This window comes from Colwellia hornerae (assembly GCF_007954355.1).
GTDB lineage: Bacteria > Pseudomonadota > Gammaproteobacteria > Enterobacterales > Alteromonadaceae > Colwellia_A > Colwellia_A hornerae.
The window spans coordinates 233295-260213 of the sequence record NZ_VOLR01000003.1; the positions used below are offsets into that span (position 1 = coordinate 233295).

Genomic DNA, 26919 nt, shown 5'->3' on the forward strand with positions numbered 1-26919 from the left:
TGTTTTGAGTTTAAAAAGTAATAGTTAACACAAGTAAAGCGATTAACATTGTAAAATTAATTTTAATTAATTAGCGTATAAATAACGCAAATAAAATCTTATGAATTCTCTTACCAAAAGGTGGAAATAATAACGATCCTAAGCTTATTTTTCCTCGCGATAATACTGACTTCCCATGAGAAAAAGTTTTAAAACCTTCACTACCATGGTATTGCCCCATACCCGATGCACCTATGCCTCCAAAAGGTAGATCATCAATAGCAACATGGAATGCTGCATCATTAATGCAAACGCCACCTGCATGGGTATTTAATAAAATTTGTTGCTGAAATGACTTGTTAAAACTACAAATATATAAGGCAAGTGGACGAGGCTTACTGTTAATATAGTCTATCGCTTCGCTTACGTCTTTATAACCTATTATTGGTAGTAGCGGGCCGAAAATTTCTTGCTGCATTACGGTCATATCGTCGCTGACATTAGTCAATAAGGTTAACGGCATTTTTCTTGATTGAGTCTGATCACTTTCTGGTTGTAAGGACGTAACAGTAGCGCCTTGCTCACTAGCATTAGCGAGTAAACCATCAATGCGGGCCTTTTGGGCCGGGTTAATTATAGCGGTGCAGTCTTCATTACCTTGAACTTTAGGGTACATACTTTGATAGTACATTTGAAAAGCCTGGGTCAATTCAGCTACTTTATTTTCTGGGCAGAATACATAATCAGGGGCGACACAGGTTTGTCCAGAATTGAGGGTTTTTCCAAGAATCAATCGACTGACAGCGGTTTTTATATCTATATCGTCATCAATAATCGTCGGTGATTTACCACCTAACTCTAAGGTGACTGGGACTAAATTTTCAGCAGCGGCTTTCATCACTAATTTACCAACGCCGGTAGAGCCGGTGAAAAATAAATGATCAAAAACTAACTTTGAAAATGACGCAGCCATGGCAGCTTCGCCGCAAACAATGGCGACTTGTTCAACAGGAAAGGTTTCGGTGATCAGCTTTGCTAATAAGTGATTCGTTTTTGGGGTGTACTCACTCATTTTTATCATTGCGGTATCACCGGCAGCTAAGGCAGCCGTTAAGGGGCCAAAGGCTAGAAAAACTGGATAATTCCATGGCGCTATAATACCAATAACACCTTTAGGTTGATAAACCACTTCACCCTTTGCCGGTTGAAATAATATACCAATATGCTTTTTTTCAGGTTTCATCCATTGCTTTAGGTGTTTAATACTGTAATTAATACCCATGACAGTGGTGAGAATATCGCCAATCTTTGTATCTTCGGTACTGCGATGACCAAAATCATCACTCATAGCATCAATAAAGGCTTGTTGATTATTTATCATCAAGGCTTTTAATTTTTTCAAGTCACTCACACGCTGGTCATAGCTTGGGTAAGTGTGGTTAGCAAAATATTGCTTTTGCTGTAAAAATGCATCTTCTAGTGCTAGTTGTGTTGTTATTGTTGTCATTATTTCTTACTCCTGTGAGAGCCTATATTGAGTAACCATGCAATTGCGGGGATCAGCGTTAGAGCGCCTAACATGTTAAAAATAAACATAAAGGTCAGTAATATACCCATATCTGCCTGAAATTTTATCGGTGAAAATACCCAAGTAGCAACACCAATAGCTAAGGTTATCCCTGTAAAGGCAACGGCTTTACCGGTTTGATTTAAGGCGTAGCGATAGGTCATGTATAATGACTTACCTTGGCCGAGCGCTTCTTTAACTTTACTAAATATATAAATACCGTAATCAACACCGATACCGACACCTAAAGCAATAACGGGTAAAGTGGCTACTTTTACGCCAATGCCTAATACGCCCATTAAACCTTGGCTCATAATGCTAGTTAATATCAGTGGAGTAATGATACAAATTACAATGCGACCACTTCTAAAAGTAATTAAACAGATAATAATAACAATGGCATAGACCCAAACGAGCATTTCAGTTTGTGCTTCTTCGATAACCATATTGGTCGCTGATTCTATGCCAGCATTGCCTGCAGCCATTAAAAATTCTATACCATCAATTTGATTTTCTTGATTAAACTTTTCTACTGCTTTAACAACATTATCAAGAGTTTGTGCTTTATGGTCTTTGAGAAAAACCAGCACTGGCACCATAGAGCAGTCTTTATTCATCAATCCTTGTGGTGTTTTAGACAATGAAGCATTGGTCATTAATTGATTACGGTTTAAGCCATACCATTTTAAAGAACCTTCATTCATGCCAAACAGTCCAAATTTTGAAACATCGGCGACGGACTTAACCGCTTGAACACCCGCGACATTGCGTAATTGCCATTGGAATTGATCGACCCAAACCAAGGTTTGATATTGAGCACACTGCTCGATCTCTGTTTTGACCATAATGACAAATAAGTCTGTGCTGGTGCTGTAATTATCAACAATATAAGCATTATCAAGGTTATAGCGAGAATCAGGTCTTAACTCTGGAGCGCCGGCATCTAAATCACCAATTTTCATTGATTGTGAAAAATACAAACCAAGTATTAAACAGCCTAGCCCAACCGCTAAAGCTACTTTTGCTAATGGAGGCTTAGCAAAGTTTTTAAATAAACTTTCAACTATACCGGTTTTGTGAGCTGACTTTTGTGCATATTTTAGGCCCGCTGGAGAAACGCCGATATAACTCATTAATATCGGCAAGGCGATTAAATTAGTAACAATAATGATTGCAACACCAATACTGGCAGCGATGGCTAACTCTCGTATCACCTCTATGTCAATGACCATTAAGGTGGTAAAACCGATAGCATCACTGACTAAAGCGGTAATGCCAGCAATATAGAGTGAGCGAAAAGCAAGCTTGGCAGCGTCAATTTTGCCTGCGCCGGTTACGCTATGGTGAATAATAGAATTAATAATCTGTACGCCATGACTGACACCAATAGCAAACACTAAAAAAGGCACCAACATAGAATAAGGATTAATGCCAAAGCCCAGTAAATTTAAAATACCTAATTGACAAAACACGGCAAATATTGAAAATACCAGCACAGATATTGTGCTACGTAAACAACGCGAATAAAGCCAAAGTAGTACAAAAGTAATAACAACGGCCAAGACAAAAAAAGCAACAACTTGTAAGGCGCCATCGATTAAATCACCAACAACTTTTGCAAAGCCAACAATGCGTATCGTGACATCGTCACTACTGTATTTGTCTCTTATTTTCTCTTCTAAAACGCTTGATAACTCTCGGTAGTCCAGTGGTAAGCCTGTTTCAGGATTAATGTCTTGTAATGGTGCTAAAATAATAGCGGATTGAAAGTTATTAGCGACCAGTACACCAATTTGTCCCGACTTAAAAACGTTAGCTTTAACGCGGTCAATCATTTTTGTTGAGCCATTATAGCCATCAGGAATTACCGCACCGCCGACAAAGCCTTCTTCAGTGACTTCTTGCCAGCGAACATTGGGTGTCCATAATGACTTTAAACCATCTCGGCTGATCCCCGGGATATAGAAAACTTCATCGGTTACTTGCTTTAAGGTTTGTTGAAAGTCAGCGTTGAAAATATCTCCTTTTTTGTTTTCAACCACAATTCGAATGACATTACCTAAATCAGCGAGTTCTTTTTTGTAGGTTAAAAAATTATTAACATAAGTGTGCGAGCCAGGGATCATTTTAGTGAAGCTAGCTTCAGGTTTAACTTTAATTGCTTGCAGGGTTAACAAGGTGATACAAATAACGATTATCGTCATCAAGAGTGCGCGATGACTAAAAACAAAGTGCTCTATTTTTTGTGCTAACTTGCTCGGTGTATGTGTCGATTTATCAGTAGACATAAGTTGTTCCCTATTCCTTAATTGGCCATTGGGTAATGCCGAATTGACCAGCAAGAATTAATGAGTTTTCTTTAACTAAAATACTAGAGAATGCCGCGCCTGAAGGGTGCTTTTTAATGTTTAATAACGCTAGGTTTTCCGGCAAAAAACTAACAATTAAACCGCCATGTCCCACTAAGTAAGCGCTGCCCTGTTTAGAGAAGTTACCGCCAAGTAAGCTGATACCATTAGGTAATTTTTCATGCTGCCAATGTGCGCCACCATCAAGGGATATCATCAAGTTTCCTTGCAAGCCAAACGCGACAAGTTGTGTTTGGCTATCAATGAAATGACTACCGTTAGCTGCTCTTTTATCAAGATTACGGGTGTTAGCGATAATGCCAAATAAGCTACCAGAATAGGGGAGTGTCATTACTGACCAAGTTTGTCCCAAATCATTAGATTTAAAGCCGAGGCCATTTTCACCAACAATATAGAGTTCATTATCTACTGTCGCTATTACCGCATTAAGGTGATAATTGTCAGGATTATCAAGTTGATTATTGATTAACTGCCACGTTTCTCCTTTGTCTGTACTCGTGAGGAGAGTACCGTAGGCGCCACAGGCAAATAAGATATCGTTTGAGGTTTGAGTAACAGAAAGCAGGGGTTTATTTGGCCCGGATGTTAATTCTAACTGGTTATCTTCAATCGCAAAGGCTAAATCTTCTAGTTGGTAAGTTAATTCCTCAAGTTCATCTTCATCTTGCGTTTGCTTTATCAACTGTTGTAAGTCTTGATATTGTTGTTTTACTTGTTCTATTTTGAGTTTGGTTAATTCAACACCGGTAAATACTTTCTGCCAATTCGTGCTGTCGCTCTTGGCTTTGAGAATAACACCATCATGGCCCACGGCTATTTTACTGCCGTCAGATAATATTGTTACCCCAGTGATAGCAACACTGACAGGAGACTGTTGCTGTTGCCAACTGCTGCTACTTTGCCAATTGATAATATGGCCACGTTCACCAACCACCAGCACACTGCCATTGTTTGGCGTCATCGCCATTAATACACTTTGACTTGCCAAAGCGCTTTTTTGGGCGGGTAATGCTAATAAATCTGCGGAGTTTTTTGCTTGAGCCAGAGTCAGTAATGAACCAAGCAAAGTAACAAGCATTACACTTGTTATGCGAAAGGCAATATAAGGTGTGCGCATAGAAAACCTAATAAGTAAAAAGTTATGCTTATTAGTATTAATGAACAATGCTGACTTGAGAGGTGTTAAACGTGCCAAATGATTATCTTTGCAACACGGGATGTTTTGTTATTGATTTAAAGGCGAATAAAGGAGAGTAAATACGCCTTTATTATGCTTTGTTCTTGTGTCGGTAATCACCAGGTGTTTGATTTGTCCATCGTTTAAAAGCGCGATTAAAGTTGCCAACACTTGAAAAACCAACCAAATAGCCAATTTCACTGAGACTTAAATGTTTCTGAACAATGTAATTCATGGCTAATTTTTTGCGAGTACTCTCTAATATTTCTTTATAACTTGTGCCTTGGTCATGTAACTTACGCTGCAAATTACGTAAGCTCATCCCTAGATATTCGGCTATTTCAGTTTGTGATGGCGCACCAAGGGGTAATAATTCAAAAATTTTATTTTTGATAACATGAGTTAAATCACTCTTATCGACTCTTGCCATAAACTCATCGAGCATTTTCTCATGGCTATGGGTTATCAAGGGATTACCGCACATTAATTTTTCTTTTGTTTGTTTAAGATTAAATATAATGGCGGTGTGGTGACTATCAAATTCTATTTCACAATTAAAGAAAACTGCTAGATAAGATAAGTCATAGCTCGGCTTAGGGTAAGCAAAACAGACCTTTTCAGGCGCAAATTTTAATGTAACAAGTTCCCGGGAAAAGCGAACAATAGTGGCTAAAAAAGTCTCAACGATTTCTTGTGATAAAACCGGTCTGTTGGTTGACTCATAAGTAAAAATGTTCATTTCAAAGACCAATTGTTCATTGACCTCATGGTTAATGAGTTGACAAGAGTTTGAAACAACTCTTTTGTAATGGGCTATACGCTCTAATGCATCGTGTAAAGTATTCGAAGACATCATGGCATAACCCAGAGCATGAAATATTCCTGGGTGAAATTGCTTAGCAACTAAAATAGAAAAATCATGACGAGCTAGTTTTTTATTACAGTACTCAATGAGTAAAGAGAATTTCTCTGCAGCAATACGAGATTCTTGATCACTTACAGCGTCTAAAGAAATATTACATTCATCTAATGCCTGAACGGCATCAATGCCATGTGCCTCCATAGCCCTTGATATAGGGATCATCCAGCCGGTTAATGTTGAATAATAATCTTGCATTGCGTTGCCTAACCTCTTGAAGTTGTACCACTGTACGGGTTTTGCACGAAATGACAATAGGTTGGCACATTTAGCGAAATATTAATCTATTGATTGGCGTAATGTGATCGTGGAAGAAATATTACATTACCTATTACAACGATAATAACAGGCGAATAATATGCTAAATAATAACCGTAAAATCAAACCAATAGCTCTGGTTGTTGCTATGGCGCTGGGTGCATCATCTTCGCACGCCGCAGACTTTAACTTTGGTGAAGACAATGACATCCTACTGCAAATCAACTCACAACTAGATATTGGTGCAAGTTGGCGGTTAGGGGATGCCGACCCTCGTTTTATTGGTAAAACTAATGGTGGTACTGGTTTTACATCAACCACAGATGATGGCAATTTAAATTACGCTAAGCATGATGCGTATTCAAAAATAATTAAAGGCGTGCATGATCTACAGTTAAGCCAAGGTGATTTTGGCGCTTTTGTACGTTTTAAATATTGGTATGATTATGCGCTTAAGGATGGCGACGTTCTTCATGGTAATTCTAATAATGGCTACACGCCCAATACTCCACTTAGCGATGATGGCTTCGAAAACAATACTAAATTTTCGGGGATCACCTTACTTGATGCTTATATCTATGGTTCATTTGATTTAGGCGAATCTCCACTCGACGTTCGTTTGGGTCGTCAAGTGGTAAGCTGGGGTGAAAGTACCTTTATTCAAGGGGGAATGAACTCATCTAATCCTTTTGATGTTCCCGCATTACGTCGCCCAGGAGCAACCTTAAAAGAAGGTATTTTACCGGTTGGTATGCTGTACGGTAATTTAGGTTTAACCGAAAAATTAAGTATCGAAGCCTTTTATCAATATGAATGGGAAAAAACCCAAATTGATGGCTGTGGTACTTATTTCTCTGGCGCAGACTTTGCGGCAAGTGGCTGTGACTTTGTTTCTGTTGGACCCTTTGGAGATCAAGCGGGTTTGTCAGCTGGTTTTGCTGCAGAACGACAAGCTGATGTAGAGCCCGATGATGGTGGTCAATATGGTGTTGCGGCGCGTTATTATGCAGAAGAGTTAAATGACACCGAGTTTGGCTTTTACTACATGAACATTCACTCACGTGTCCCTCTTATTAATGCTATTCGTACCCGTGTGCCTTTAGCAACGGGAAGCCCAACACCGGTTTTTGTTCCTAAAGTATTAGACCCAACAGGGGGGGCTTTAGCCGCACTCAATCCCGGTTACAATATTGAGTTTCCTGAAGATTTAAAGTTTTATGGGCTCAGCTTTGCCACTAATGTTGGCGGCGTGGCCTTATCAGGTGAAATTTCTTATAAGCCGGATACGCCTATTCAAATTAGTGGTCCTGAGATCTTAAATGGCGCGTTATCTGAATCACCAGTGTTACGCTTTAGCCCAAGGGTTACTGCTGTTGGCTATGGCGAACAAGTAAAAGGTTGGGATGAATTTGATGTTACTCAATTGCAAATGACGGCTATTCAATTTTTTGAAAATACCTTGGGTGCTTCTCGTATTACCGTTATAGCCGAAGTCGGGGTGATTTTAACCGATGGTGTTGAAGATTCAGACCAACATTATGGCCGTAATTCAGTGTTTGGTTTAGGTGACTTTGATGTCGGTGGTGGTTTTAATTGTACTAACTTAGTGGCTGCCGGTGCCTTGTCAGGTGATTGTCGAGCTGATGGTTTTGTGAGTGACAATGCATGGGGCTATCGAATGAAAGCGATATTTAATTATAGCGATGTTTATGCCGGTATATCATTAAAACCTAGCGTTTTTTGGGCGCATGATGTCAGTGGTTATTCGCCAGACCCGGGCCAGCAATTCCATGAAGGTCGTAAAAACTTAGGCTTTTCTTTAGAAGCTTCCTATCAACAAAAATATACCATGACGTTAGGTTACAACAACTATTCAGGTGGTAGTCACAGTAATTTAGAAGATAAAGATCTCGTCTCGCTGTCATTTGGCATTTCATATTAATTATATTACAAAACATTAAGAGAATTATGATGAAAAAATATATTACAACAGCAAGTTTACTGATGTTATCACTAGCCACCAGCGCTGTATTTGCAAAAGTAACTTCAGAAAAAGCAGAGCAATTAGGTAAAACTTTAACACCTTTAGGTGCTGAAATGGCGGCAAATGCTGCCGGAACGATTCCCGCATGGACCGGAGGGTTAAACAGTAAAAATACCACAAAAAGTGCAGATTCAGGCCGTCCGGCTAACCCTTTTACTGAAGATAAAGTTTTGTTTGAAATTACTAGCGCGAACTTTAGCGATTACCAAGCTAATTTAAGCGCGGGTCAAATCAATATGTTTGAAAAATATGCAGACTATAAAATGCCTATTTATAAAACGAGAAGAACCGCAGCCTACTCAAATGAGCTTTATGACATTGTTAAGAAAAATGCCACTACAGCTGAATTAGTGCAGTCAGGCAATGGTATTGCTAATTTTAAAACAACCATCCCTTTTCCGCTTGCTGAAAATGGTTCCGAGGTTATTTGGAACCATATAACCCGTTATCGAGGCGGCACGGCTAAACGCTTTTTAACGACTATTCCAGTGCAAGCCAATGGTTCATTTGTACCGGTTAAAATGAATGATCAATTAGTGTGGCCAGAATTTTTACAAGGTGGTCGTGATGATAATAAAGATGCCAATATTTTGTTTTATTATTTACAACAAATTACCGCACCATCGCGCTTAACGGGCACAGCATTATTGGTTCATGAAACAATCGATCAAGTTAAAGAAGCCCGTAAAGCTTGGGTTTACAACGCAGGTCAACGTCGTGTGCGTCGTGCACCTAATGTGGCCTATGACGGACCAGGTGCTGGAACGGACGGCTTAAGAGCGACCGATAACTACGATATGTACAATGGTGCACCAGATCGTTATAACTGGAAATTAATCGGTAAAAAAGAGCTTTATATTCCATACAACTCTTATAACTTACTTGATACAAACGCCAAATATGAAGACATCATAGAAAAAGGTCACCTGAATGCCGCGCACTTAAGATATGAGCTACACCGTGTTTGGCAAGTAGAGGCGACATTAAAAGAAGGTGCTAGACATATTTATGCAAAACGTACCTTCTTTATTGATGAAGATACTTGGGGCGCATCTGTTATTGATCAATATGATGGCCGCGGCGAGTTATGGAAATTATCGGAAGCACATAACATTCAATTTTATGATGTTGATACACCGTGGATGGTTGCTGAAACCTTACATGACTTAAACTCTGGACGATACTTAGTTACCGGTTTAAGTAATGAAGAGCCAACCTTTATGGTCTGGGGAGAAAAAGTTAAAAGAAAAGATTTTTCTACTTCAGCATTAAGACGCTTAGGTCGTTAATTCATCTAAAGTAAAGCTAGCTGGTTAATATGTTTTAATGCATTGTTTTTCATCAATGTTAGTAAATATTAATCAGCTTTTTAGTTAAATGTTAAGGAAGAAAACGCATGTTAAAGCGACGTCTATCATTTTTTGGATTTTTATATTGCTTGCTGTTCATTTCGATAGGTTCTACTTATGCCGATACTGCGTTAAAACCCGCCAGTAAATATACTCTTGCTCACCAAAATAAATTATTAGAAAACCTACCTTTTAGCGATAAACTCGATTTCTCTTTAGCTGAAAAAGGCTTAATCAAACGACCAGAAAAATTACTCATCAAAGATGAACAGGGCAATGTTGTTTGGGAGCTAGGTAATTATCAATTTTTACTTGATAACAATAATATCAATACCGTTAATCCCAGTTTATTACGTCAAGCTAAGCTAAATATGGCTTATGGCTTATATAAAGTTACCGAACGTATTTATCAAGTTAGAGGTTATGACCTTGCCAACATTACCTTTATTAAAGGTGACAGCGGTTGGATTATTTTTGATCCCTTACTTACTGCGGCGACCTCTAAAGCGGCCTTTAAATTAGTAACGGCAGAGCTGGGCCAATTCCCGGTAAAGGCGGTTATTTATAGTCACGCCCATGCCGATCACTTTGGTGGTATTAAAGGCGTTGTCAGTCAAGCGCAAGTTGATTCCGGGCAAGTGCAAATTATCGCCCCCCGAGGCTTTATGGAACATGCCATTAAAGAGAATATATTAGCGGGTAATGCGATGACCCGCCGTGCTACTTATCAATATGGTAATGCCCTTGCTAAAGGGGCTAAAGGCCAAGTCGACGCCGCGATTGGTAAAGGGCTATCGACAGGTTATATCGATTTAATTGCACCGAGTAGAGAAATATTGGCCGATGAAGAGACCCTGATTATTGATGGTATTGAAATGGTCATGCAAAACACGCCAGGCACAGAGTCACCGGCAGAAATGAATACCTATTTTCCACAGTTTAAAACCCTTTGGTTGGCTGAAAATGTCACCGGCACATTACATAATATTTATACCTTACGTGGTGCTGAAGTACGTGATTCACAAGCGTGGAGTAAGTTTATCAATAAAGTGATATACCGTTTTGCTTATGACAGTGAAGTGATGTTTGCTTCGCATTCTTGGCCAAGGTGGGGCAAAGAATACATTATTGAAGTCTTAGAAAAACAGCGTGATATGTATGGATACTTACATGATAAAACCTTAAATCTTGCTAATAAGGGTGTCACCATTAATGAGATACATAACCAACTAGCGGTTCCGGATGTCTTAGCGCATCAATGGTATAACCGTGGTTACCATGGTTCTTACTCTCATAATGTCAGAGGTATTATTAATAAATACTTAGGCTTTTATGATGCAAATCCCGCCAACCTTAATAAATTGAGTCCGGGAGAGTCTTCCGTCAAATATATTGAATTAATGGGCGGCGCACAACCGGTATTATCTCAAGCGAATAAAGCCTTTAATAATGGTGAATATCGCTGGGTGGCTGAATTGCTTAATCATTTGATTTTTGCTCAGCCAGAAAATGAACAAGCAAAACATCTTCAAGCTGACACGTTAGAGCAATTGGGTTATCAAGCTGAGAATGCCGGTTGGCGTAATAGTTATTTGGCTGCTGCCTTTGAACTGCGCCACGGCATACCTAAAACAGCCAAAGCTACAAAAGCTGGCCCTGATATGATCAAATCGATGAGCAGTGAATTAATTTTTGATTTTCTGGGGGTGCGTTTAAACACCGATAAAGCATTGGAGCACCACTTTAAAATTAATTTTGTCTTCCCCGACCGTAATGAAAAATTCTTAGTTGAGTTGAGCAATGCTCATTTGAATAACATTGAAAATATTCAAGCGGTACAAGCCGACTTAACCGTTACTATCAATCGCAAAGACTTAAATCTTTTGTTGTTAAAGCAACAATCATTTGGGCAACTGGTTAAATCAGGCAAGATGCAGCTCGATGGAAATGGCAAAGTATTTGGTCAATTGTTGATGATGATGGATGACTTTCCTTTTTGGTTCAATATTGTTACTCCGTAATAATATAAAAATAAATTAAGAGCGCTTTATTATGAATATTCAAAAAAATATCGGCAATGAATTTGACTATATTATTGTTGGTGGAGGCTCAGCAGGTTGCGTACTAGCGAATCGATTAACTGAAAATGGTAAGTTCACTGTTTGTTTATTAGAAGCCGGCACCGATAACAATAGTATGTTAGTCAATACGCCGGGGGCATTTTCAGCCTTTATGTTTTTGAAAAAATTCAATTGGAGCTTTAATGCCAAAGCTAAGAATGATATTCGTCATGGCAAACCCCTTTTTGTTCCACGTGGTAGAGGTTTAGGCGGCAGCTCAGCGACCAATGCCATGCTTTATATACGCGGACAAAAGCAAGACTATGATCATTGGGCCGCACTCGGTAATGAGGGCTGGGCATTTAGTGATATCTTGCCTTATTTTAAAAAATCAGAAAGCAATAGTCTTGGCGAAAGTGAGTTTCATGGTAGTAAAGGACCCTTACACGTTACTTCACGGCCAGTTTTTTATGAGATTAGTAAGCGTTATATCACAGCAAGCCAACAGGCTGGTTTTAAAGTGACCGATGACTTTAATGGCAGTGACCAAGAAGGAGTTGGCTATTACCAGTGCACAATAAAAAATGGTAAACGATGCTCTGCCGCTCATGCGTATTTACTGCCGGTCATGTCTCGACCTAACCTTACGGTATTCACTGGTGCCCAGGTAAGCAAAGTGCTGCTAAAAGGTAAAGCAGCCTATGGCGTTGAAGTTTATATTAAAGGTATAAAAAGAGTATTAACCGCTAACAAAGAAGTAGTGTTAAGTGGCGGTAGTATCGCTTCACCACAGCTATTAATGTTATCAGGCATCGGTGATAAAAGTGAACTTGCCCAGCACGGTATAGCGTGTTTGCATCAATTGAAAGGTGTTGGCAAAAACTTACGAGAGCATGTTGACGCCTGTGTCTTAGTTAAAAGTAAAAAAACAGACGGTTTTACACTGTCAGTTACTGGTTTGCTAAAAATGCTCCCAGATACCCTTAAATATATCACCAGTAAAAAAGGTAAACTTGCTAATAGCATTCTAGAAGCGGGCGGCTTTATTAAATCGAATAACAATGAAGACAGACCTGATATTCAATTACATATGTTGCCTTTGTTATTTGATGATAATGGCAGAGACTTGAGGTTGTTATCACAACATGGCTTTTCATGTCATGTTTGTATTTTGCGCCCAGAAAGTACCGGAACCGTATCGTTATTGTCAGCTAACTATCAAGATGCGCCAGAGATAGATTTTAACTTTTTCTCTGATGTGAACGGTAAAGACAAAGCGGTATTAATTAATGGTATGCGTCAATTGCGTAAAATATTAACCGCACCGGCATTAGCAGAGCATTATGATAATGAAATGCATCCAGGAAATGCTTTTGAAAGTGATGAACAAATTTTTGCTAAAACCAAAGAGCGCTTAGGTTTAGTTTATCATCCGGTGGGTACCTGTAAAATGGGGAACGATGAAATGGCTGTGGTTAATAATGAATTGAAAGTTCACGGTATTGCTAACCTTAGGGTTATTGATGCCTCTATTATGCCAACGCTTATCAGTGGTAATACCAATGCACCGACCATGGCTATCGCAGAAAAAGCGGCAGAGATGATGTTAATCAGTTAATGAAGGGGATAAAAATGCTCAGCACCATTATAGTTATGCTTAAAATGTCACTTACAGCTTTATGGATATTAGCCTTGCTAGGTCTATTATCGCTATCACCTCTGCCTGCAGAATATCAGTTTTATCTGCTGGCCTTAGCTATTATTGTTCTTTTAGTGCACTTTATTGAGTTTTTTACGATGAGAGCTAACTTTAAAAATCACACTAAGTCAGAAATGAATTTTCGACAAACTATGCTGTGGGGCTTGGGCTATTGGCTACCGATACTTAAGCACTATCAAGAGCAAGCAAAGCTAAAAACATAACTCTTTACTTATAATATTGGGCTTAAAAAGCATCACAGCTAGTAATCTAGCTGTTATTTTACACCAAGTTATGCCATAGCCAAAGCCATACGAGTGTGTGATGTGCCCGCATCGGATAGCAATTGACTTGCGAATAAGATGTAATGACATAATAAAAAAAGTTGCCCAATCGCTGTAAATCGCCGAACAAGGCCAAAGATATCGTTAAAGGATAAGGGCATTAATGGCTTTCTTAACTGAGCGATAATACCAGTAAACTTTATTATCTCTCTTGTCGCTATGGTTTGATTTTTGTTTTAATACTTAAACAATAATAGCTATGCTAAAGAGTAGCGAGCGATTAATTTTTTAGATGAGCACGAGCAAAGAAAAATAAGTTTAGTATGATATTTAGGTTTTGTGGAAAAATGAACGTCCCCAATTATCTTAGTTATTTCGGCTATGGATTTTTATTAATAATAAAAATATTTATTTTTACAATGCACACTGTTAGATATCATAGTAAATTAGCTATCAATGAAACATCTTAAGTGAACAAAATGAAGATTAACGAAATAGCAGAAAAGAACTATCTTTGGGTAGAAAAAATGGGCTGGCATAATAAAACAACGTTAGAAGCGCTGGCACTTGTTGCATCTGAAGTGGGTGAAGCGATAAATGAATGTCGGCACGAAAAACCTAGTGATGCTTTTGGTGAAGAACTTGCCGATATCATCCTAAGAGTGCTAGACATTTCTCATTGGCAAGGGATTGATATTGAAAATGAAATTTTAAAAAAAATGAGCAAAAATGAAATCAGAGGCACAAGGGGAAGACTTAAATAAGTTAAAGAATAATGCCGGTGTATAGTCATTTCTCTACAAGTAAACGTTCAAATTTAATTTTTTATAAAGTGCAGTAGCAATAGGGTTGCTGCTACATTCAAGCCTAAGTAAAATCTCTCTTTCTTCAAGTGCAATAATATTTCCAGCGTTAACCATCCTTATAAAACGGCCAAGTCGCGATATTCATTACGCTAGCGTCTTCTGCTTAGTTTTAAGCCTTTTTTATCTGTTGTGAAGCTAAAATACAAACTAAAACGGGGTAAGGATTGTCGCTATTATATGCGGCTATCAACAACTAAACGATATCAATTTTTTTATCAGGCTGATTAAAAAATTGATATTGAGTATTTCTATTAACAGCGCAGAATCTAGCAAATTTAGTAAGTTAACTGTTCATGACTACAGTTTCTGTTGAACGGTTGCTACTACATTTTTTTAATAAAATTTAAATCGTATAAAACAATGCAACACAACCACTTATTAAGGTCATCATGGGTAACTTAATGGCAGATAATAAAATCACTTTTAGTGATGATAAATTATCAGTTTATAACTTTGGCGATAATTTTTTATCAGAAAAGTCGAATATAGATAAACGATTTTTTGAAGGCGGCACTCGTTATAGAGACGCTGTACAAATAATCGTGGCAACAGGAGAGTATTGGATATTTGACTATGGTGTAGTGGTTTTTTGGGCGGTAGCCGCAGGTGAACGCCAAGCGTTAATCAATCGACTCAAGAGTGACAACACCACCTATATTGAAAATATTGAAGAACATTTACGCTTTACTTTTTCTAATGAACTGATCATTAAAAAAGATACCATAGTACTACCGGATAACGATCCGTTGACACGTCTGGCGATAAGCCATGCGTTAGCGCAATCTAACAAGTTGATGGAATTTGAACTGCAAGCGCAAAATAAAATAATGGATTATTCTCATATTCCTGAAGAATTGGCTAAGTTGGGTAAAATATCGATTAGCCAAAAAGACATAGCTAAAATTAGAGGTACGCTACTGAGTACTAAAAGCGATATTATTTTACATTATGGATTACTTGATACCCCAGATTTTATTTGGGAATACCCTGAATATGAAGCGACTTATGAACGTATGGCGCGTTATATGGATATTCATCAACGCGTGGAGTTATTGTCTAAAAAGCTATCGACCATTCATGAACTATTTGAAATGTTAGCGGCTGAACAAAAGCATCAACATTCATCATTTTTAGAATGGATTATTATTGTGTTAATTGCTATTGAAATTGTTTTGTTTGTTGTTCAAGAGTTGAAAAGTTTGGCGAGCTAACTCGCCAATTTTTATTGTTAATATTTAATTTTTTAATGTTGGTTTTAAGTTAGTAAGCACTTAAGTTATTGAGTAAAAGTAACTTTAAGTGCTTTGTTATACAAGCTTATGCTTAGCGGTCCAAATATGTGCCAATTCTAACGCTATTGTTGCAGCGGCTAATGCGGTTACTTCACTGTGATCATAAGACGGAGCGACTTCAACTACGTCCATACCAACTAGATTAATACCCTCTAAACCTCGCAATATTTTCAATACTTTATCCGTGGTTAAACCGCCACATACCGGCGTGCCAGTACCAGGAGCAAAGGCGGGATCTAAGCAATCAATATCAAAGGTCAGGTAAACAGGCGTATCGCCAACCCTATCTTTAATTAATGTGATGATCTCAATGACACTCATATCATTAGCTTGCATGGCATTAATGACAGAAAAACCATGATCTTTTTCTTTGTAATTTGTGCGAATACCCACCTGAATAGATTTTTCTTTATCTATCAGGTTTTCTTTAGGCGCATGATAAAACATAGTGCCATGGTCATAACAACTGCCATTGCTATAAGTATCGGTATGCGCATCGAAATGTATCAGTGCCATGGTGCCAAATTTTTTCGCATAAGCCCGCAGTATCGGCAAAGTAACAAAATGATCGCCGCCTAGCGATAAAATGGTTTTGTCTGCATCAAGTAACTGACCTACAGCCGTTTCAACTTGCGTACAAAAATGTGCAGAGTCTCCAGGAGAAAACACCAAGTCGCCAGCATCAATGATTTTACAGTGTTTTAATAAGCTAAAAGGCCAAGGGAATCGCTTACCTTCCCAAGCTAAATTAATAGAAGCTTGTCTAATAGCAGTAGGACCCATACGAGCGCCTGAGCGCCCGGTGGTGGCCATGTCATATGGTAAGCCTAAAACAACAATATCAGCAGCCGACTCAATGGGGTTTTGCACCAAAGGCTGACGTAAAAATGTCATCGCATTTGAGTAAATTGACTCATCAACTTGATTGAAAATATTTTTCATTGTGCTTAATCTCTACAAATCTTCAAGGTAGGTGTAGCCTTGTAAGCCATCAACTAACTCTTTAAAAATTGCTTCACCTTCGCTTTTTGATAATCTAGCATCGATAAGCTCGGCATAGGTTTTTTTAAATAATTCGGCATCTAAATGCACATAGTTCAGCATATCTTCGACCGTATCACCTTCATTAATTTCCGTTATTTCTGCTTCACCGTCGTCATTGATAAACACAACTGCACTGTGGGTATCACCGAACAAATTATGCATATCACCCAAAATTTCTTGATAAGCACCGACTAAGAAAAATCCCAGTAAATAAGGCTCATCTTCTGTCCATGCCGGCACCGGTAATGTGCTTTCAATACCTTGTCCGTCAACATAGTGGTCGATAGTGCCATCTGAATCACAAGTAATGTCTAATAACACTGCTCGTTTTTCATGTGACTTTTCCAAGTTACTTAAGGGTAAAACAGGAAAAACCTGATCAATACCCCATGCATCCGGTAATGATTGAAATAAAGAAAAGTTAACAAAAAATTTATCGGCAAGTTTTTCTGTTAAATCATCCATTATTGGGCGATGAAAACGATTCTTACCATCCATTAACTGATTTAATTCATAACAAACCCGTAAGTTAATTTGCTCAGCCCAAGCACGTTGCGTTAAATTTAATAACCCCATCGAAAACTGGTTGTGTACTTCAGCTAAATCACTTTGGGTGTCATGATAAATTTCAATAAGGGCGCGATCATCATTACGATCATTTAATTGCGCTAACGAACGCCACATATTACTTAATAAAATAGATTCATCAGGCGTCGGCGCGATGATGTTTTCTGGTTCATAAGACTCAGTGCCAATAACATTAGAGATAAGTACCGCATGATGTGCGGTTAATGCTCGACCTGATTCCGAAATAATCATTGGCATAGGTTGATGATAACTTTTACAAATATCACCAATAGTATGGACGATGTTATTAGCGTACTCAGCAACGCTGTAGTTCATTGAATTATGTGATTGGCTACGTGTACCATCATAGTCAATCGCCAAACCACCACCTACATCCATGCATAAAATACCTGCGCCAAGATTGCGCAGCTCACAATAAAACCTCGAGGCTTCACTAACGCCTAACCTAACGTCTCTTATATTAGCTATTTGCGAGCCTAAGTGAAAATGCACAAGTTTTAACGCGTCAAGCATGTTTTCTGCTTTAAGGACTTTTACAACGTTAAGGACTTGTGAAGCTGACAAACCAAACTTTGATTTTTCACCACCACTGGCTTGCCATTTACCTTTGCCTTGAGAGGCTAAACGCACACGTATGCCCAAGCGAGGCTCTACATTGAGTTTTTTTGCTTCGGTTAAAATCATTTCTAATTCAGACATTTTTTCTAAAACGATATGAACTTTATGGCCTAACTTTTCGCCAATTAACGCTAAGCGCACATATTCTCGGTCTTTATAGCCGTTACAAACAATAACCGATGAAACTTTTTGCGCCATAGCTAAAACAGCTAATAATTCTGCTTTACTGCCTGCTTCAAGACCAAGTTGTGTGGACTCTTTATTATTTTGGCTCGCCAAAATTTCATCAACAACTTCACGCTGTTGATTGACTTTAATAGGATAAACTAATAAATATTTTTCCTGATAATCATAGTCTTCTATCGCTTTATTGAAGGCTTCACATAAACTGTGAATGCGATGATGAATTATTTGCGGGAAACGCACTAATGCAGGTAGTGTTAAGCCTTTATCTTCAATCATTTTAGCGATATTGATTAAATCTACTGTGTGATCTTGACGCTCAAATTTTGGCGCAACATATACATTTCCAGCATCATTAATACCGAAATAGCCCTGACTCCAATGACGTACGTTATAGTGCGCGCGAGCGTGAGCAAGATTATCTTTGTTCATTGATTTTCCTTTACTTATTCTACTTAATAATAGAATGGCAATTCTTCATGGGTAATTAGGGCGAATTAGAATTTAACAGCCGCTTAATGTCCAACAAAAAAAATAATGATAGGTAACAATTATTATTGATGAGTGGCGTTAATAATTCAACTCAGCAGACAAATTAGTGTTAGCAATTGGTAGGGGGATTTAATTTGCGGGGCTAGTGCACTGATGTCGATATTCGATTTCGGTGCGCCGACCCCGCAAATTCTTAGCAGGTATATATATTTAATTGTTTATAAAAATGACCTACTACTCTTTTTTATGTTGGGTAATACTATACAAATCATGGCGTCTATCACGCATGGTATGCACAGCGCCATGACTATGTAACTGTTTTAATAAATCTAGATTTACGTCTACGATAACAGTCATTTCTGAGTTAGGTGTCGCTTCTGCTTTAATCCCCGTTGTTGGAAAAGCAAAATCAGACGGCGTAAAGACCGCCGATTGGGCATATTGAATATCCATATTATTCACTTTCGGCAAATTACCTACCGCGCCAGCAATAGCCACATAACATTCATTTTCAATCGCTCTTGCCATAGCACAGTGACGTACACGCGTGTAGCCATTCTGGGTGTCGGTTAAGAACGGTACAAACAAGATATTCATCCCTTGGTCGGCAAGTATTCTCGAGTACTCTGGGAATTCAACATCATAACAAATCATAATGCCAATTTTGCCACAGTCAGTATCAAACACTTTCAGGTTTTTACCACCGACCATAGACCAACTACGCACTTCTGCTGGCGTTAAATGAATTTTGTCATAACGTTCCCATGAACCATCACGACGACACAAGAAACCTGAGTTATAAAGACTGCCATCAACAAAAAACGGCATACTACCGGTAATTATATTAATATTGTAACTAATGGCAAATTCGATAAACTTATCGCGAATTTGTTCGGTATATTCCGATAGTCTGCGAATACTCTCGGTTAAACGCAAATGGTTAAATTCAGCCATCAAAGGCGCATTGAACAACTCAGGAAACAGCACGAAATCACTTTTATAATCGGATACTGCATCAACATAAAATTCCATTTGTTCAAATAAATCATCAATGCTTTTCATTGAACGCATTTGCCATTGCACTAAACCTAAACGAACCTCTGAGCGTGGGGCGTTGATCAGTTTTACCGATTTAGTATAAAAAATATTAGGCCATTCAAGTAACGTGGCATACTCCATTGATTCTCTATCGCCCGATAAGTAACCGGTCAATAACTTGCGGACATAAAAATCATTGGCAAGCTGAAAACTTAAGACTGGATCATATAATTCTTTGATTTTTACTTTTTCAATATACTGTTTAGCGCTCATTTTATCTGAATGTTGCGCATAGTTTGGCATACGACCACCCGCTACAATAGCGCGTAAATTCAAGTTTTCACAAAGCTCCTTACGAGCATCATACAAGCGTCTAGCCAATCGTAAACCGCGATAATCAGGGTGAATAAAGACCTCTATTCCATATAAAGAATCACCTTTAGGATCATGATTATCAAAGGTCATATTGCTAGTTATTTCAGAATAAGTATGTTCATCACCAAAATCAGCATATTCAATGATTAATGAAAAGGCACAACCGACCACAATGCCATCAACAACTACACAGATTTGCCCCTCTGGAAATTTAGTTAATAAGGCTTTAACCGTGGGTTCATTCCAAGTTGCTAATTCTTTGTTAAGGTAAACTGATTCACTCGCCTGGCGAAGTTCTGTCATATCTTGTAATGTTAAATGACGGACGGTAACGCTATTTGCTTCCATTTATATTCCTAATTAATATTGGTATTAATCATACTTTTCTCTCATCGTAGAGTGCAAAAAGACGATTATTGTGATTTGTATACCAAAAAATAAACTTATACAAGCATATTAAAAAAAATCAGAACAAAGACACTCACCCAAATACCTAGGCAGGCACTCACTTAAAATCACTACCTAGGTAGACACTCACTTAAAATTGAAATCCACCTAATATAATCCAGAACAAAGACACTCACTTTAAATCAGAACAAAGACACTCACTTAAAGTTGAAGCTCACTTGAAATAAATACCTAAGCAGACACTCACTTAAAATTGAAATCCACCTAAAATTGAACAATAACAGTCTCTGCACTAAACTAAAATAACGTAGCTCTGTTATTTAGGATGAATGATGGCAACGCCAAGGAAGCAACAAATTAGCTTAGAAGACACCCCTTATTATCATTGTGTAGCTCGTTGTGTTCGTCGGGCTTTCTTGTGTGGTGAAGATAAATATTCAGGCCAAAGCTATGAGCACCGTCGAAGCTGGGTAGAAGACAAACTTCATTTTCTTACGCAAGTATTCGCTATCGATGTCTGTGCTTATGCTGTAATGAGTAACCATTATCATGTAGTAGTATTTATTGATGAGGCCAAAGCTAAGCAATGGAGCATGATAGAAGTGCTTGAACGTTGGCATACTCTATACAAAGGGACTTTACTGACCAAGCAATATTGTCAAGGTGAAGCTTTAGCAAAGCCATTACTTGATATAGTTAAGTCAACAGCTGAAGTTTATCGAAAACGGCTCATGAAAATTAGTTGGTTTATGGGTTATATTAACGAGGGTATTGCCAGGGCCGCTAATCAAGAAGATAACTGCACAGGTAGATTCTGGGAAGGTAGATTTAAATCACAAGCGCTATTAGACGAAGCTGCTCTTGCGTCTTGTATGGCATATGTTGATTTAAATCCTATTCGAGCTAATGCAGCAGAAACACCAGAAAATTCAGAACATACGAGTGTCAAACATCGATGTGAGCAGGCAATAAAAAGCAAACAACCGAGCACGCTATTACCCTTTATTGGTAATCCAATAAAGGGTATGCCAAAAGGTTTACCTTTTGAACTCAAAGATTATCTTAAATTAATTGAGTTAACAGGTCGATGCATGAGAGAAGGTACATGTGGTTTCATAGAAGAAAGCCAACCTGCAATTCTCAATCGATTAAACATATCCGCTGAAAATTGGTTAATAATCACCACTGAATTTAATACCCAGTTCCACGGTGCCATTGGTCATGAAATTGCACTGAGTGACTACTGTGAGCATAAACAGTTAAAGCGACGACAAAACTTGAGTCATTGTAACCAACTATTTTCTTAAATAGTTAACCTATCAAAATATCTTCAGATTATTAATCAGGTTCTTGCTGCTGATGAATATTGCCTAAATATCGATGATTCAAGGAAAATGAAGTTGAAAAACTGTTTTTAGTACATTTTCAAACTATTAAAAATCGATATGAGTTTCGATAGCAGCTCATTTATTAAAATATCTATGTTGTGTGAATTAAAGTGAGTGTCTGTGTTTTTTGGCTGTGTAATTTAAAGTGAGTGTCATTGTGTTTTTTGTGTGTTTTTTTTGTTTTTATGGCGGTTACTGTAAAATATAGAATAAAAAACCTTAACATTGCTGTTAAGGTTTTTTATTTTTCAAGATAAGGCAATGTCTAATTACCATCAGTAACAGAACTTTAATTGATTAACTTTGTGGCACATAAAAATGTTCTTAATTAAAAATATTGGTCTCCGCTATTTATCCACGGGCAATACTAGTTTTAGGTTTTATTCTATCTATTTTTTAACCCATAGCCCTGCGCTATTTTGGATAAAGTGGCCTGGTTGAGTTTTATCATAAGCTTTTTTACCCGCTAATGCGGTAACTTGTTGCATGGTGATTTTATTAGCGCGTGCTAAATTCATATAAATACTTTTGCGCTTTTCGTTAACACTGGTGACTAAGTTTTTAGCGTCGGGGCTATCTATAACCAGACCTAAGTAACCATTAGACATTTCACCAACTAAGCCTTGTTGCTTTGCATCGTCAAGTGAAATAGCCCAAGCGGAAAAGGCCATAGTAGAGACCAATAGAGCACAGCTTAATTTCTTTATAAATTTCTTCGTTAAATTTTTCATGGTATCTCCCTAAAATATGTCGCTTTCAGCACTGAATATGTCGTCTAGTTCTTTATCTACCTTCACCTTTATTTCATGATCAATTTTTAAATTCAAATTAATGGTGATTGGCTCTTTTGCGCTAACTTCTATTTTATGTGTGCAGGCACTTATGATGAAAACAGTGCATACTACGATTAGTACTTTACTCATACTTACTCCTTATTTTTTTGTAAACCTTTGATAAGACTTTCTTCAAAACGTTGTGTTATTGATAATGATTCAAGTAAACCAAGCAAGTCATAACTCAAATTCAAATTTAAATTTACATCGTTATCAATATCTGGATTGCGACCTTTTATTACCGTATTTAACTGCATGTAACCGTCGTCTGCCATTGATACTGCAGAAGAAAGCTGATGATAATGCAAGTTTTGTAGTGCATCAAACGCTAGTTTTAGTTGACTATTGTTTGCTTTAAGCTCTGCTACGGCTGGGTTGTCAATGACCTGTATCAGTCCGTTGCTCGTATTATGTAACTCACCTTTTTCAATAATATATTTATCGCCATCAAAAGTAACGGGAAGTTGGCCTGATATGTGACCCGTTACAACAATCCCTTGTTTCTCATCTAATGCTAATACTTGCTCTAAGTCTATACTACTTAGCTGAACATTAACTGAATGACCATGTGTAACAGGCCATTGTATATTTGGAATAAAGAAACTGCCTCCTAAAACATTAGCTTTAAGTTTTTTGGCTGAAAGCTTAAAGCTTTTATTGAATGTCCAGTTGGTGTTAATTGATAGCTTTGAAATAGGGGTGACAGTTTCAATTAACTCAACTGTTAGGTTTTCTTTAGCACTGGGTTGAGTCGTTATTTTTCCTGCGATTAAGGAAAAATGTTGTTGCCAATTGAGCTCCTGCAACCAAATGCCATTGATTTCACCACTGAGTGAGGTAATTGCCACCGAAACGTTAAATGGCGTGTTTTCAATGTTGTTTAAAGCGTTTATTTGACCCGAAATATTGTAATCTAATAGGCCATCAATCAATTCAACTTCAGTTGGCAATTGAATATTCAACGCTAATAAATCGGTGAGTTGTAAATTTTTGGCGGCAATGACTACTTTAGGTGACTTGACTGAGCCAGTAAAAACAATGCTGCCCAGGTTCACTCCGTCAGCAATGGCTTGAGCATGAAGCTGAATATTGTCAAAGCTGCCGTTGATTTCACTAAAAAGATTAAACGAAGTTATCTTGATTTTTTTAGGAATATTCAGTTGTGAAGCTTGGTTATCGACTTTTAGTTTAATGTTTAGATGGTTGTCCTCTAATAACTCTACGCTACCCTTCAACTTTGTTGTTAATTTTTTTAAGGTCAACAGTGTTTTAGCTTTCTGTGTAGTTGGCGCTATTGTGGTAATGTTTTTGTTCTGTTGATTGTTCTTTTTATCCGCAGTCTTTTTCGTAAGGACAGTAATAGTATTTAAGGTAATAGAAGAGTCTGCTGTTAAATTAATCGTGGTGGTTTGTTTGGCTTTATTTAGTGAACCGACTAAGTGTAAAACAACAGGCTCAGGGGTAAATTTCGCTATATTAACTAACTTCAGCTGACTATCAATTAAAAAACTTTCTACTGCTAATGTGTAAGGTATTTTGGGGGTAGGTAAGGTAAAGGTAATATTATCAAGTTTTATTTGATGAGGTCGTGCACCGCTAAAAGCGCTTATTTCAAGTTCACTAAGGTAGCCCTTATTATCGTTCAAGGTTATTAATAGCTCCCCTTGTGGCTTTACAATTAAGTGCGTTAACGGGTTATTTTCAAATGTTGCTAGTATTGTTGACGGTAGTCCTGCTTTGGTTAACTTTGCTAATAGCAGTGATTGACTATATTCCAATAAGATTTCATTTTTTTTAAAAAATGTTAGTGCGACTTTTATCTTGTCGTTGTCGGTTAAATCAAATTGACTGTTGAAATTCAGTGCACCTGACAGCTTAAACGCGCCGCTATTGCCAATGCCGTTATCAGAACTTATTGAAACGTCAGTCATTTGATTTTGTAGACTAATTGAATTGGCTTGATATTTGATTAGCGCATTGAGATTACCTGAAACCTCGCTAGCTAATAAGTCATTTTCTAAGGCGGGTGTTATCGGTAATTGGTGATCGCTAACAAAGCTTTTTAGTAAATTTAATTTACTTGAGAACGCAATTGAAAAACCTTCTTTTTCTTGGTTCAAACTTGCACTAATAAACTCTATGTTGTCAGGTGTTTTTAATGAAAAAGACAAGCTGTTAGCTAATGTTGATACATTCGCAATATATACTGTTTTAGCTTGGTTGCTGGCAGTAAAGGGTAAGTAGGATAGTTTGGCGATATTTGTTTTTATCGGTAAATGTAACTGCTTAAGTTGCTTTAGATAAGGCTGTAAACTTAAGGTCAAAAATTGGCCTAAGCTTTGGTTTTTTTCCTCATCACTTGAAAAAGCATCATCTTTCTTTAAAAATAAATGCTCTATAGCTTTAACCTCTGCCAACCTTATATCAATATCGGTTATTTTAAGGGCAGGGGAAAGTTGCCATTCCACTCTCATGTCTACAATTTGAATATTAGCCTTTGGGGTTTGTAAACATAGCTTGTTGACACTGATGGCGATATTACTGGCAAGACTTAGATCTAGGCAAGTCACCGCTATCTTGTCTGAATTGAGTTGCGTCTTTATGAAGTGATTGATGACTGAAACTCTAGCACTATAAGTGATAGTGAAAATAATCAGTAAGGTGATAACAGCAATTAAGATAAATTTAAGAAATCGCACTTAGGCTCCCTTGCCATAGTTACTTTTTTAACCAAAGTAGAAAATATGTTAATGACTATTAATCGTTGATGTCCATTAATCCACGGTTTATTTTCTGTCATAACAGTTAACAGGGTAGCCTAATTTAACACAATCGAATATAGCTAGTGCTTGATAAATTACAGGAGTGAACAACAATATAGGTACTTTAAATTCATCAGTAGCTGTCAGTTCTTAACTTCACAATATTTAACTTCAAAGTATCTAGCTTCACAATTATCGAATCTGTCGAGAAAACCCGCTGATCGACGCGGAGCGGCGTCGGTGGGATGAATCGATAAACTAACCTTGTTCTTGAATGTATTTACGAACTGTTTCTGCTGATGCGTTGCCGACTGAACAAACAAAGTATCCGTCAGACCAACAGGTTTTTTCGCTCCAAAATTGCTTTTTAAGCCAAGCGAACTTACCACAAAGACTTTGGGGGGGGGACTGCTTAATTCTGCGAATATAGCTGGCTGCACAAATGGTCGGCGATATCGTCAACAAAATATGAATATGATCTTTGTCTACTTCACTTTCCTCCACATCAAACTCTGAGCGCGATGCAATTTCAATAATTTTAAGCTTTACAAAATCGCCAACTTCCCCTTGTAGTCATTGTTTTCGATATTTAACCACAAGAATTAAATGGAGGACTATTAGATACTTGCAGTGAGAATTAGTTTGATATTCCATTTGACAAAATCTACTTGCACAGTAGTCTATACAGTATATGAAAAAAACGCTCAGATACAATTTTAGGGTAAAGCCCTCGCAGGAACAGGAAGCTAAACTTATTGAGTTTGGCTCTTATGCTCGTGGGCTGTGGAACTTATTGTTGTCTGAAAATATGCGTCGATATCAGTACGATAAAACTTTTTTGTTTTATGCTGAAATGGCAAAATTGATTAAGGACTTAAAGAAATTCGACGAGTTTTCTTGGTTGAAAGCCTTTGATTCTGCGGCGGCACAACAAGTAGCGCGAGATTTAGAAACCGCTTTAAAGAACGCTTTTACTAAAGGTCGGTTGCAGAAATTCCCGACTTTTAAGGTCAGTTTTAAACAGAAAAAATTGCACAATGACAGCTTTAGATGTGTAAATAATTCAAACTGCATCCGCATCGAAAATGGCGCTATCAGCATTCCGAAAGTTGGCAAAGTCAACATTGTTCAGCATCGTAAATTAGCGAGTAAAATCAAAACAGTAACCGTCCAGTTATCGCATGGGAAATGGAGCGTTTCACTCACTCAAGAAGTTGAATGTAAGGCAGCTAAGCAGCTATTATCCTCAATTGTTGGTTACGATATCAACAGCCAGCACACGGTTGTTGGTTCAAATGGTTGGTACGTAAAAAACCCAAAAGCGTTT

19 protein-coding genes and 1 pseudogene are annotated in these 26919 nt (G+C 37.8%); 9 read left to right on the plus strand and 11 right to left on the minus strand.

Annotation, left to right across the window (positions count from 1 at the left end):
- Nucleotides 1-70: 70 nt before the first annotated feature.
- The 4 genes from ESZ26_RS03265 to ESZ26_RS03280 form a co-directional block, all read right to left on the minus strand.
- Complete coding sequence (locus ESZ26_RS03265; protein ID WP_146797695.1) at nt 71-1486, minus strand: coniferyl aldehyde dehydrogenase; 1416 nt, start codon at nt 1484-1486, stop codon at nt 71-73.
- A complete protein-coding gene (locus tag ESZ26_RS03270; protein WP_146797692.1) occupies nt 1486-3834 on the minus strand; it encodes an efflux RND transporter permease subunit in 2349 nt (782 codons plus the stop codon). The genes ESZ26_RS03265 and ESZ26_RS03270 overlap by 1 nt, the downstream gene beginning before the upstream one ends.
- Before the next feature lie 10 nt (nt 3835-3844).
- Entirely contained in the window at nt 3845-5032 is a 1188-nt protein-coding gene (locus tag ESZ26_RS03275) for a WD40/YVTN/BNR-like repeat-containing protein (RefSeq protein WP_146797689.1), read from the minus strand.
- 151 nt (nt 5033-5183) lie between these two features.
- A complete protein-coding gene (locus ESZ26_RS03280; RefSeq protein ID WP_146797687.1) occupies nt 5184-6209 on the minus strand; it encodes an AraC family transcriptional regulator in 1026 nt (341 codons plus the stop codon).
- Nucleotides 6210-6369: 160 nt separating this feature from the next.
- On the opposite strand from ESZ26_RS03280, the gene ESZ26_RS03285 reads away from it, so the two are divergent.
- The 7 genes from ESZ26_RS03285 (at nt 6370) to ESZ26_RS03315 (ending at nt 15782) form a co-directional block, all read left to right on the plus strand.
- Nucleotides 6370-8211: a DUF1302 domain-containing protein gene (locus tag ESZ26_RS03285; protein ID WP_146797684.1), complete on the plus strand. Its 1842-nt coding sequence runs from the start codon at nt 6370-6372 to the stop codon at nt 8209-8211.
- Between the two features lie 29 nt (nt 8212-8240).
- Nucleotides 8241-9602: a DUF1329 domain-containing protein gene (locus ESZ26_RS03290; protein ID WP_146797681.1), complete on the plus strand. Its 1362-nt coding sequence runs from the start codon at nt 8241-8243 to the stop codon at nt 9600-9602.
- A gap of 107 nt (nt 9603-9709) precedes the next feature.
- Nucleotides 9710-11683, plus strand: a complete 1974-nt coding sequence (locus ESZ26_RS03295; RefSeq protein ID WP_146797678.1) for an alkyl/aryl-sulfatase — start codon at nt 9710-9712, stop codon at nt 11681-11683.
- A gap of 31 nt (nt 11684-11714) precedes the next feature.
- Nucleotides 11715-13340, plus strand: coding sequence for a GMC family oxidoreductase (locus tag ESZ26_RS03300; RefSeq protein WP_146797675.1), 1626 nt, complete (start codon nt 11715-11717; stop codon nt 13338-13340).
- Between the two features lie 14 nt (nt 13341-13354).
- A complete protein-coding gene (locus ESZ26_RS03305; RefSeq protein ID WP_170246296.1) occupies nt 13355-13645 on the plus strand; it encodes a DUF1145 domain-containing protein in 291 nt (96 codons plus the stop codon).
- Nucleotides 13646-14184: 539 nt separating this feature from the next.
- Complete coding sequence (locus ESZ26_RS03310; protein WP_070374689.1) at nt 14185-14469, plus strand: MazG nucleotide pyrophosphohydrolase domain-containing protein; 285 nt, start codon at nt 14185-14187, stop codon at nt 14467-14469.
- Between the two features lie 503 nt (nt 14470-14972).
- Entirely contained in the window at nt 14973-15782 is an 810-nt protein-coding gene (locus ESZ26_RS03315) for an RMD1 family protein (protein ID WP_146797669.1), read from the plus strand.
- A 96-nt stretch (nt 15783-15878) separates the two neighbouring features.
- Here ESZ26_RS03315 and speB read toward each other — a convergent pair whose 3' ends face one another.
- The 3 genes from speB to ESZ26_RS03330 form a co-directional block, all read right to left on the minus strand.
- Nucleotides 15879-16805 (minus strand): agmatinase, encoded by a 927-nt coding sequence (speB, locus tag ESZ26_RS03320; protein ID WP_146797666.1) that lies wholly within the window; start codon nt 16803-16805, stop codon nt 15879-15881.
- 12 nt (nt 16806-16817) lie between these two features.
- Complete coding sequence (gene speA / locus ESZ26_RS03325; protein ID WP_146797663.1) at nt 16818-18728, minus strand: biosynthetic arginine decarboxylase; 1911 nt, start codon at nt 18726-18728, stop codon at nt 16818-16820.
- Between the two features lie 294 nt (nt 18729-19022).
- Nucleotides 19023-20549, minus strand: a complete 1527-nt coding sequence (locus ESZ26_RS03330; protein WP_146797660.1) for a carbon-nitrogen hydrolase family protein — start codon at nt 20547-20549, stop codon at nt 19023-19025.
- A gap of 392 nt (nt 20550-20941) precedes the next feature.
- On the opposite strand from ESZ26_RS03330, the gene ESZ26_RS03335 reads away from it, so the two are divergent.
- The gene (locus ESZ26_RS03335; protein ID WP_146797657.1) at nt 20942-21916 is read left to right on the plus strand and encodes a transposase; all 975 of its coding nucleotides are present in this window, start codon (nt 20942-20944) and stop codon (nt 21914-21916) included.
- 470 nt (nt 21917-22386) lie between these two features.
- Here ESZ26_RS03335 and ESZ26_RS03340 read toward each other — a convergent pair whose 3' ends face one another.
- The 4 genes and pseudogenes from ESZ26_RS03340 to tnpA form a co-directional block, all read right to left on the minus strand.
- Nucleotides 22387-22728, minus strand: a complete 342-nt coding sequence (locus ESZ26_RS03340) for a YdbL family probable chaperone protein (RefSeq protein WP_146797654.1) — start codon at nt 22726-22728, stop codon at nt 22387-22389.
- A gap of 9 nt (nt 22729-22737) precedes the next feature.
- A complete protein-coding gene (locus ESZ26_RS03345; protein WP_146797651.1) occupies nt 22738-22920 on the minus strand; it encodes a YnbE family lipoprotein in 183 nt (60 codons plus the stop codon).
- Between the two features lie 2 nt (nt 22921-22922).
- Entirely contained in the window at nt 22923-25529 is a 2607-nt protein-coding gene (locus ESZ26_RS03350; protein WP_146797648.1) for an intermembrane phospholipid transport YdbH family protein, read from the minus strand.
- 321 nt (nt 25530-25850) lie between these two features.
- Nucleotides 25851-26153, minus strand: a pseudogene (gene tnpA / locus ESZ26_RS03355) (IS200/IS605 family transposase); the annotation flags it as partial.
- A gap of 130 nt (nt 26154-26283) precedes the next feature.
- Here tnpA and ESZ26_RS03360 point away from each other — a divergent pair.
- Nucleotides 26284-26919: RNA-guided endonuclease InsQ/TnpB family protein (locus tag ESZ26_RS03360; protein ID WP_146797645.1), on the plus strand; the 636-nt coding region annotated here is incomplete at its 3' end.

What these genes read in the sequence shown, in the direction of transcription:
- ESZ26_RS03265 (WP_146797695.1), bottom strand. Translation starts at nt 1,486, where the DNA reads ATGACAACAATAACAACACAACTAGCACTAGAAGATGCATTTTTACAG.
- ESZ26_RS03270 (WP_146797692.1), bottom strand. Translation starts at nt 3,834, where the DNA reads ATGTCTACTGATAAATCGACACATACACCGAGCAAGTTAGCACAAAAA.
- ESZ26_RS03275 (WP_146797689.1), bottom strand. Translation starts at nt 5,032, where the DNA reads ATGCGCACACCTTATATTGCCTTTCGCATAACAAGTGTAATGCTTGTT.
- ESZ26_RS03280 (WP_146797687.1), bottom strand. Translation starts at nt 6,209, where the DNA reads ATGCAAGATTATTATTCAACATTAACCGGCTGGATGATCCCTATATCA.
- ESZ26_RS03285 (WP_146797684.1), top strand. Translation starts at nt 6,370, where the DNA reads ATGCTAAATAATAACCGTAAAATCAAACCAATAGCTCTGGTTGTTGCT.
- ESZ26_RS03290 (WP_146797681.1), top strand. Translation starts at nt 8,241, where the DNA reads ATGAAAAAATATATTACAACAGCAAGTTTACTGATGTTATCACTAGCC.
- ESZ26_RS03295 (WP_146797678.1), top strand. Translation starts at nt 9,710, where the DNA reads ATGTTAAAGCGACGTCTATCATTTTTTGGATTTTTATATTGCTTGCTG.
- ESZ26_RS03300 (WP_146797675.1), top strand. Translation starts at nt 11,715, where the DNA reads ATGAATATTCAAAAAAATATCGGCAATGAATTTGACTATATTATTGTT.
- ESZ26_RS03305 (WP_170246296.1), top strand. Translation starts at nt 13,355, where the DNA reads ATGCTCAGCACCATTATAGTTATGCTTAAAATGTCACTTACAGCTTTA.
- ESZ26_RS03310 (WP_070374689.1), top strand. Translation starts at nt 14,185, where the DNA reads ATGAAGATTAACGAAATAGCAGAAAAGAACTATCTTTGGGTAGAAAAA.
- ESZ26_RS03315 (WP_146797669.1), top strand. Translation starts at nt 14,973, where the DNA reads ATGGCAGATAATAAAATCACTTTTAGTGATGATAAATTATCAGTTTAT.
- speB (WP_146797666.1), bottom strand. Translation starts at nt 16,805, where the DNA reads ATGAAAAATATTTTCAATCAAGTTGATGAGTCAATTTACTCAAATGCG.
- speA (WP_146797663.1), bottom strand. Translation starts at nt 18,728, where the DNA reads ATGAACAAAGATAATCTTGCTCACGCTCGCGCGCACTATAACGTACGT.
- ESZ26_RS03330 (WP_146797660.1), bottom strand. Translation starts at nt 20,549, where the DNA reads ATGGAAGCAAATAGCGTTACCGTCCGTCATTTAACATTACAAGATATG.
- ESZ26_RS03335 (WP_146797657.1), top strand. Translation starts at nt 20,942, where the DNA reads ATGGCAACGCCAAGGAAGCAACAAATTAGCTTAGAAGACACCCCTTAT.
- ESZ26_RS03340 (WP_146797654.1), bottom strand. Translation starts at nt 22,728, where the DNA reads ATGAAAAATTTAACGAAGAAATTTATAAAGAAATTAAGCTGTGCTCTA.
- ESZ26_RS03345 (WP_146797651.1), bottom strand. Translation starts at nt 22,920, where the DNA reads ATGAGTAAAGTACTAATCGTAGTATGCACTGTTTTCATCATAAGTGCC.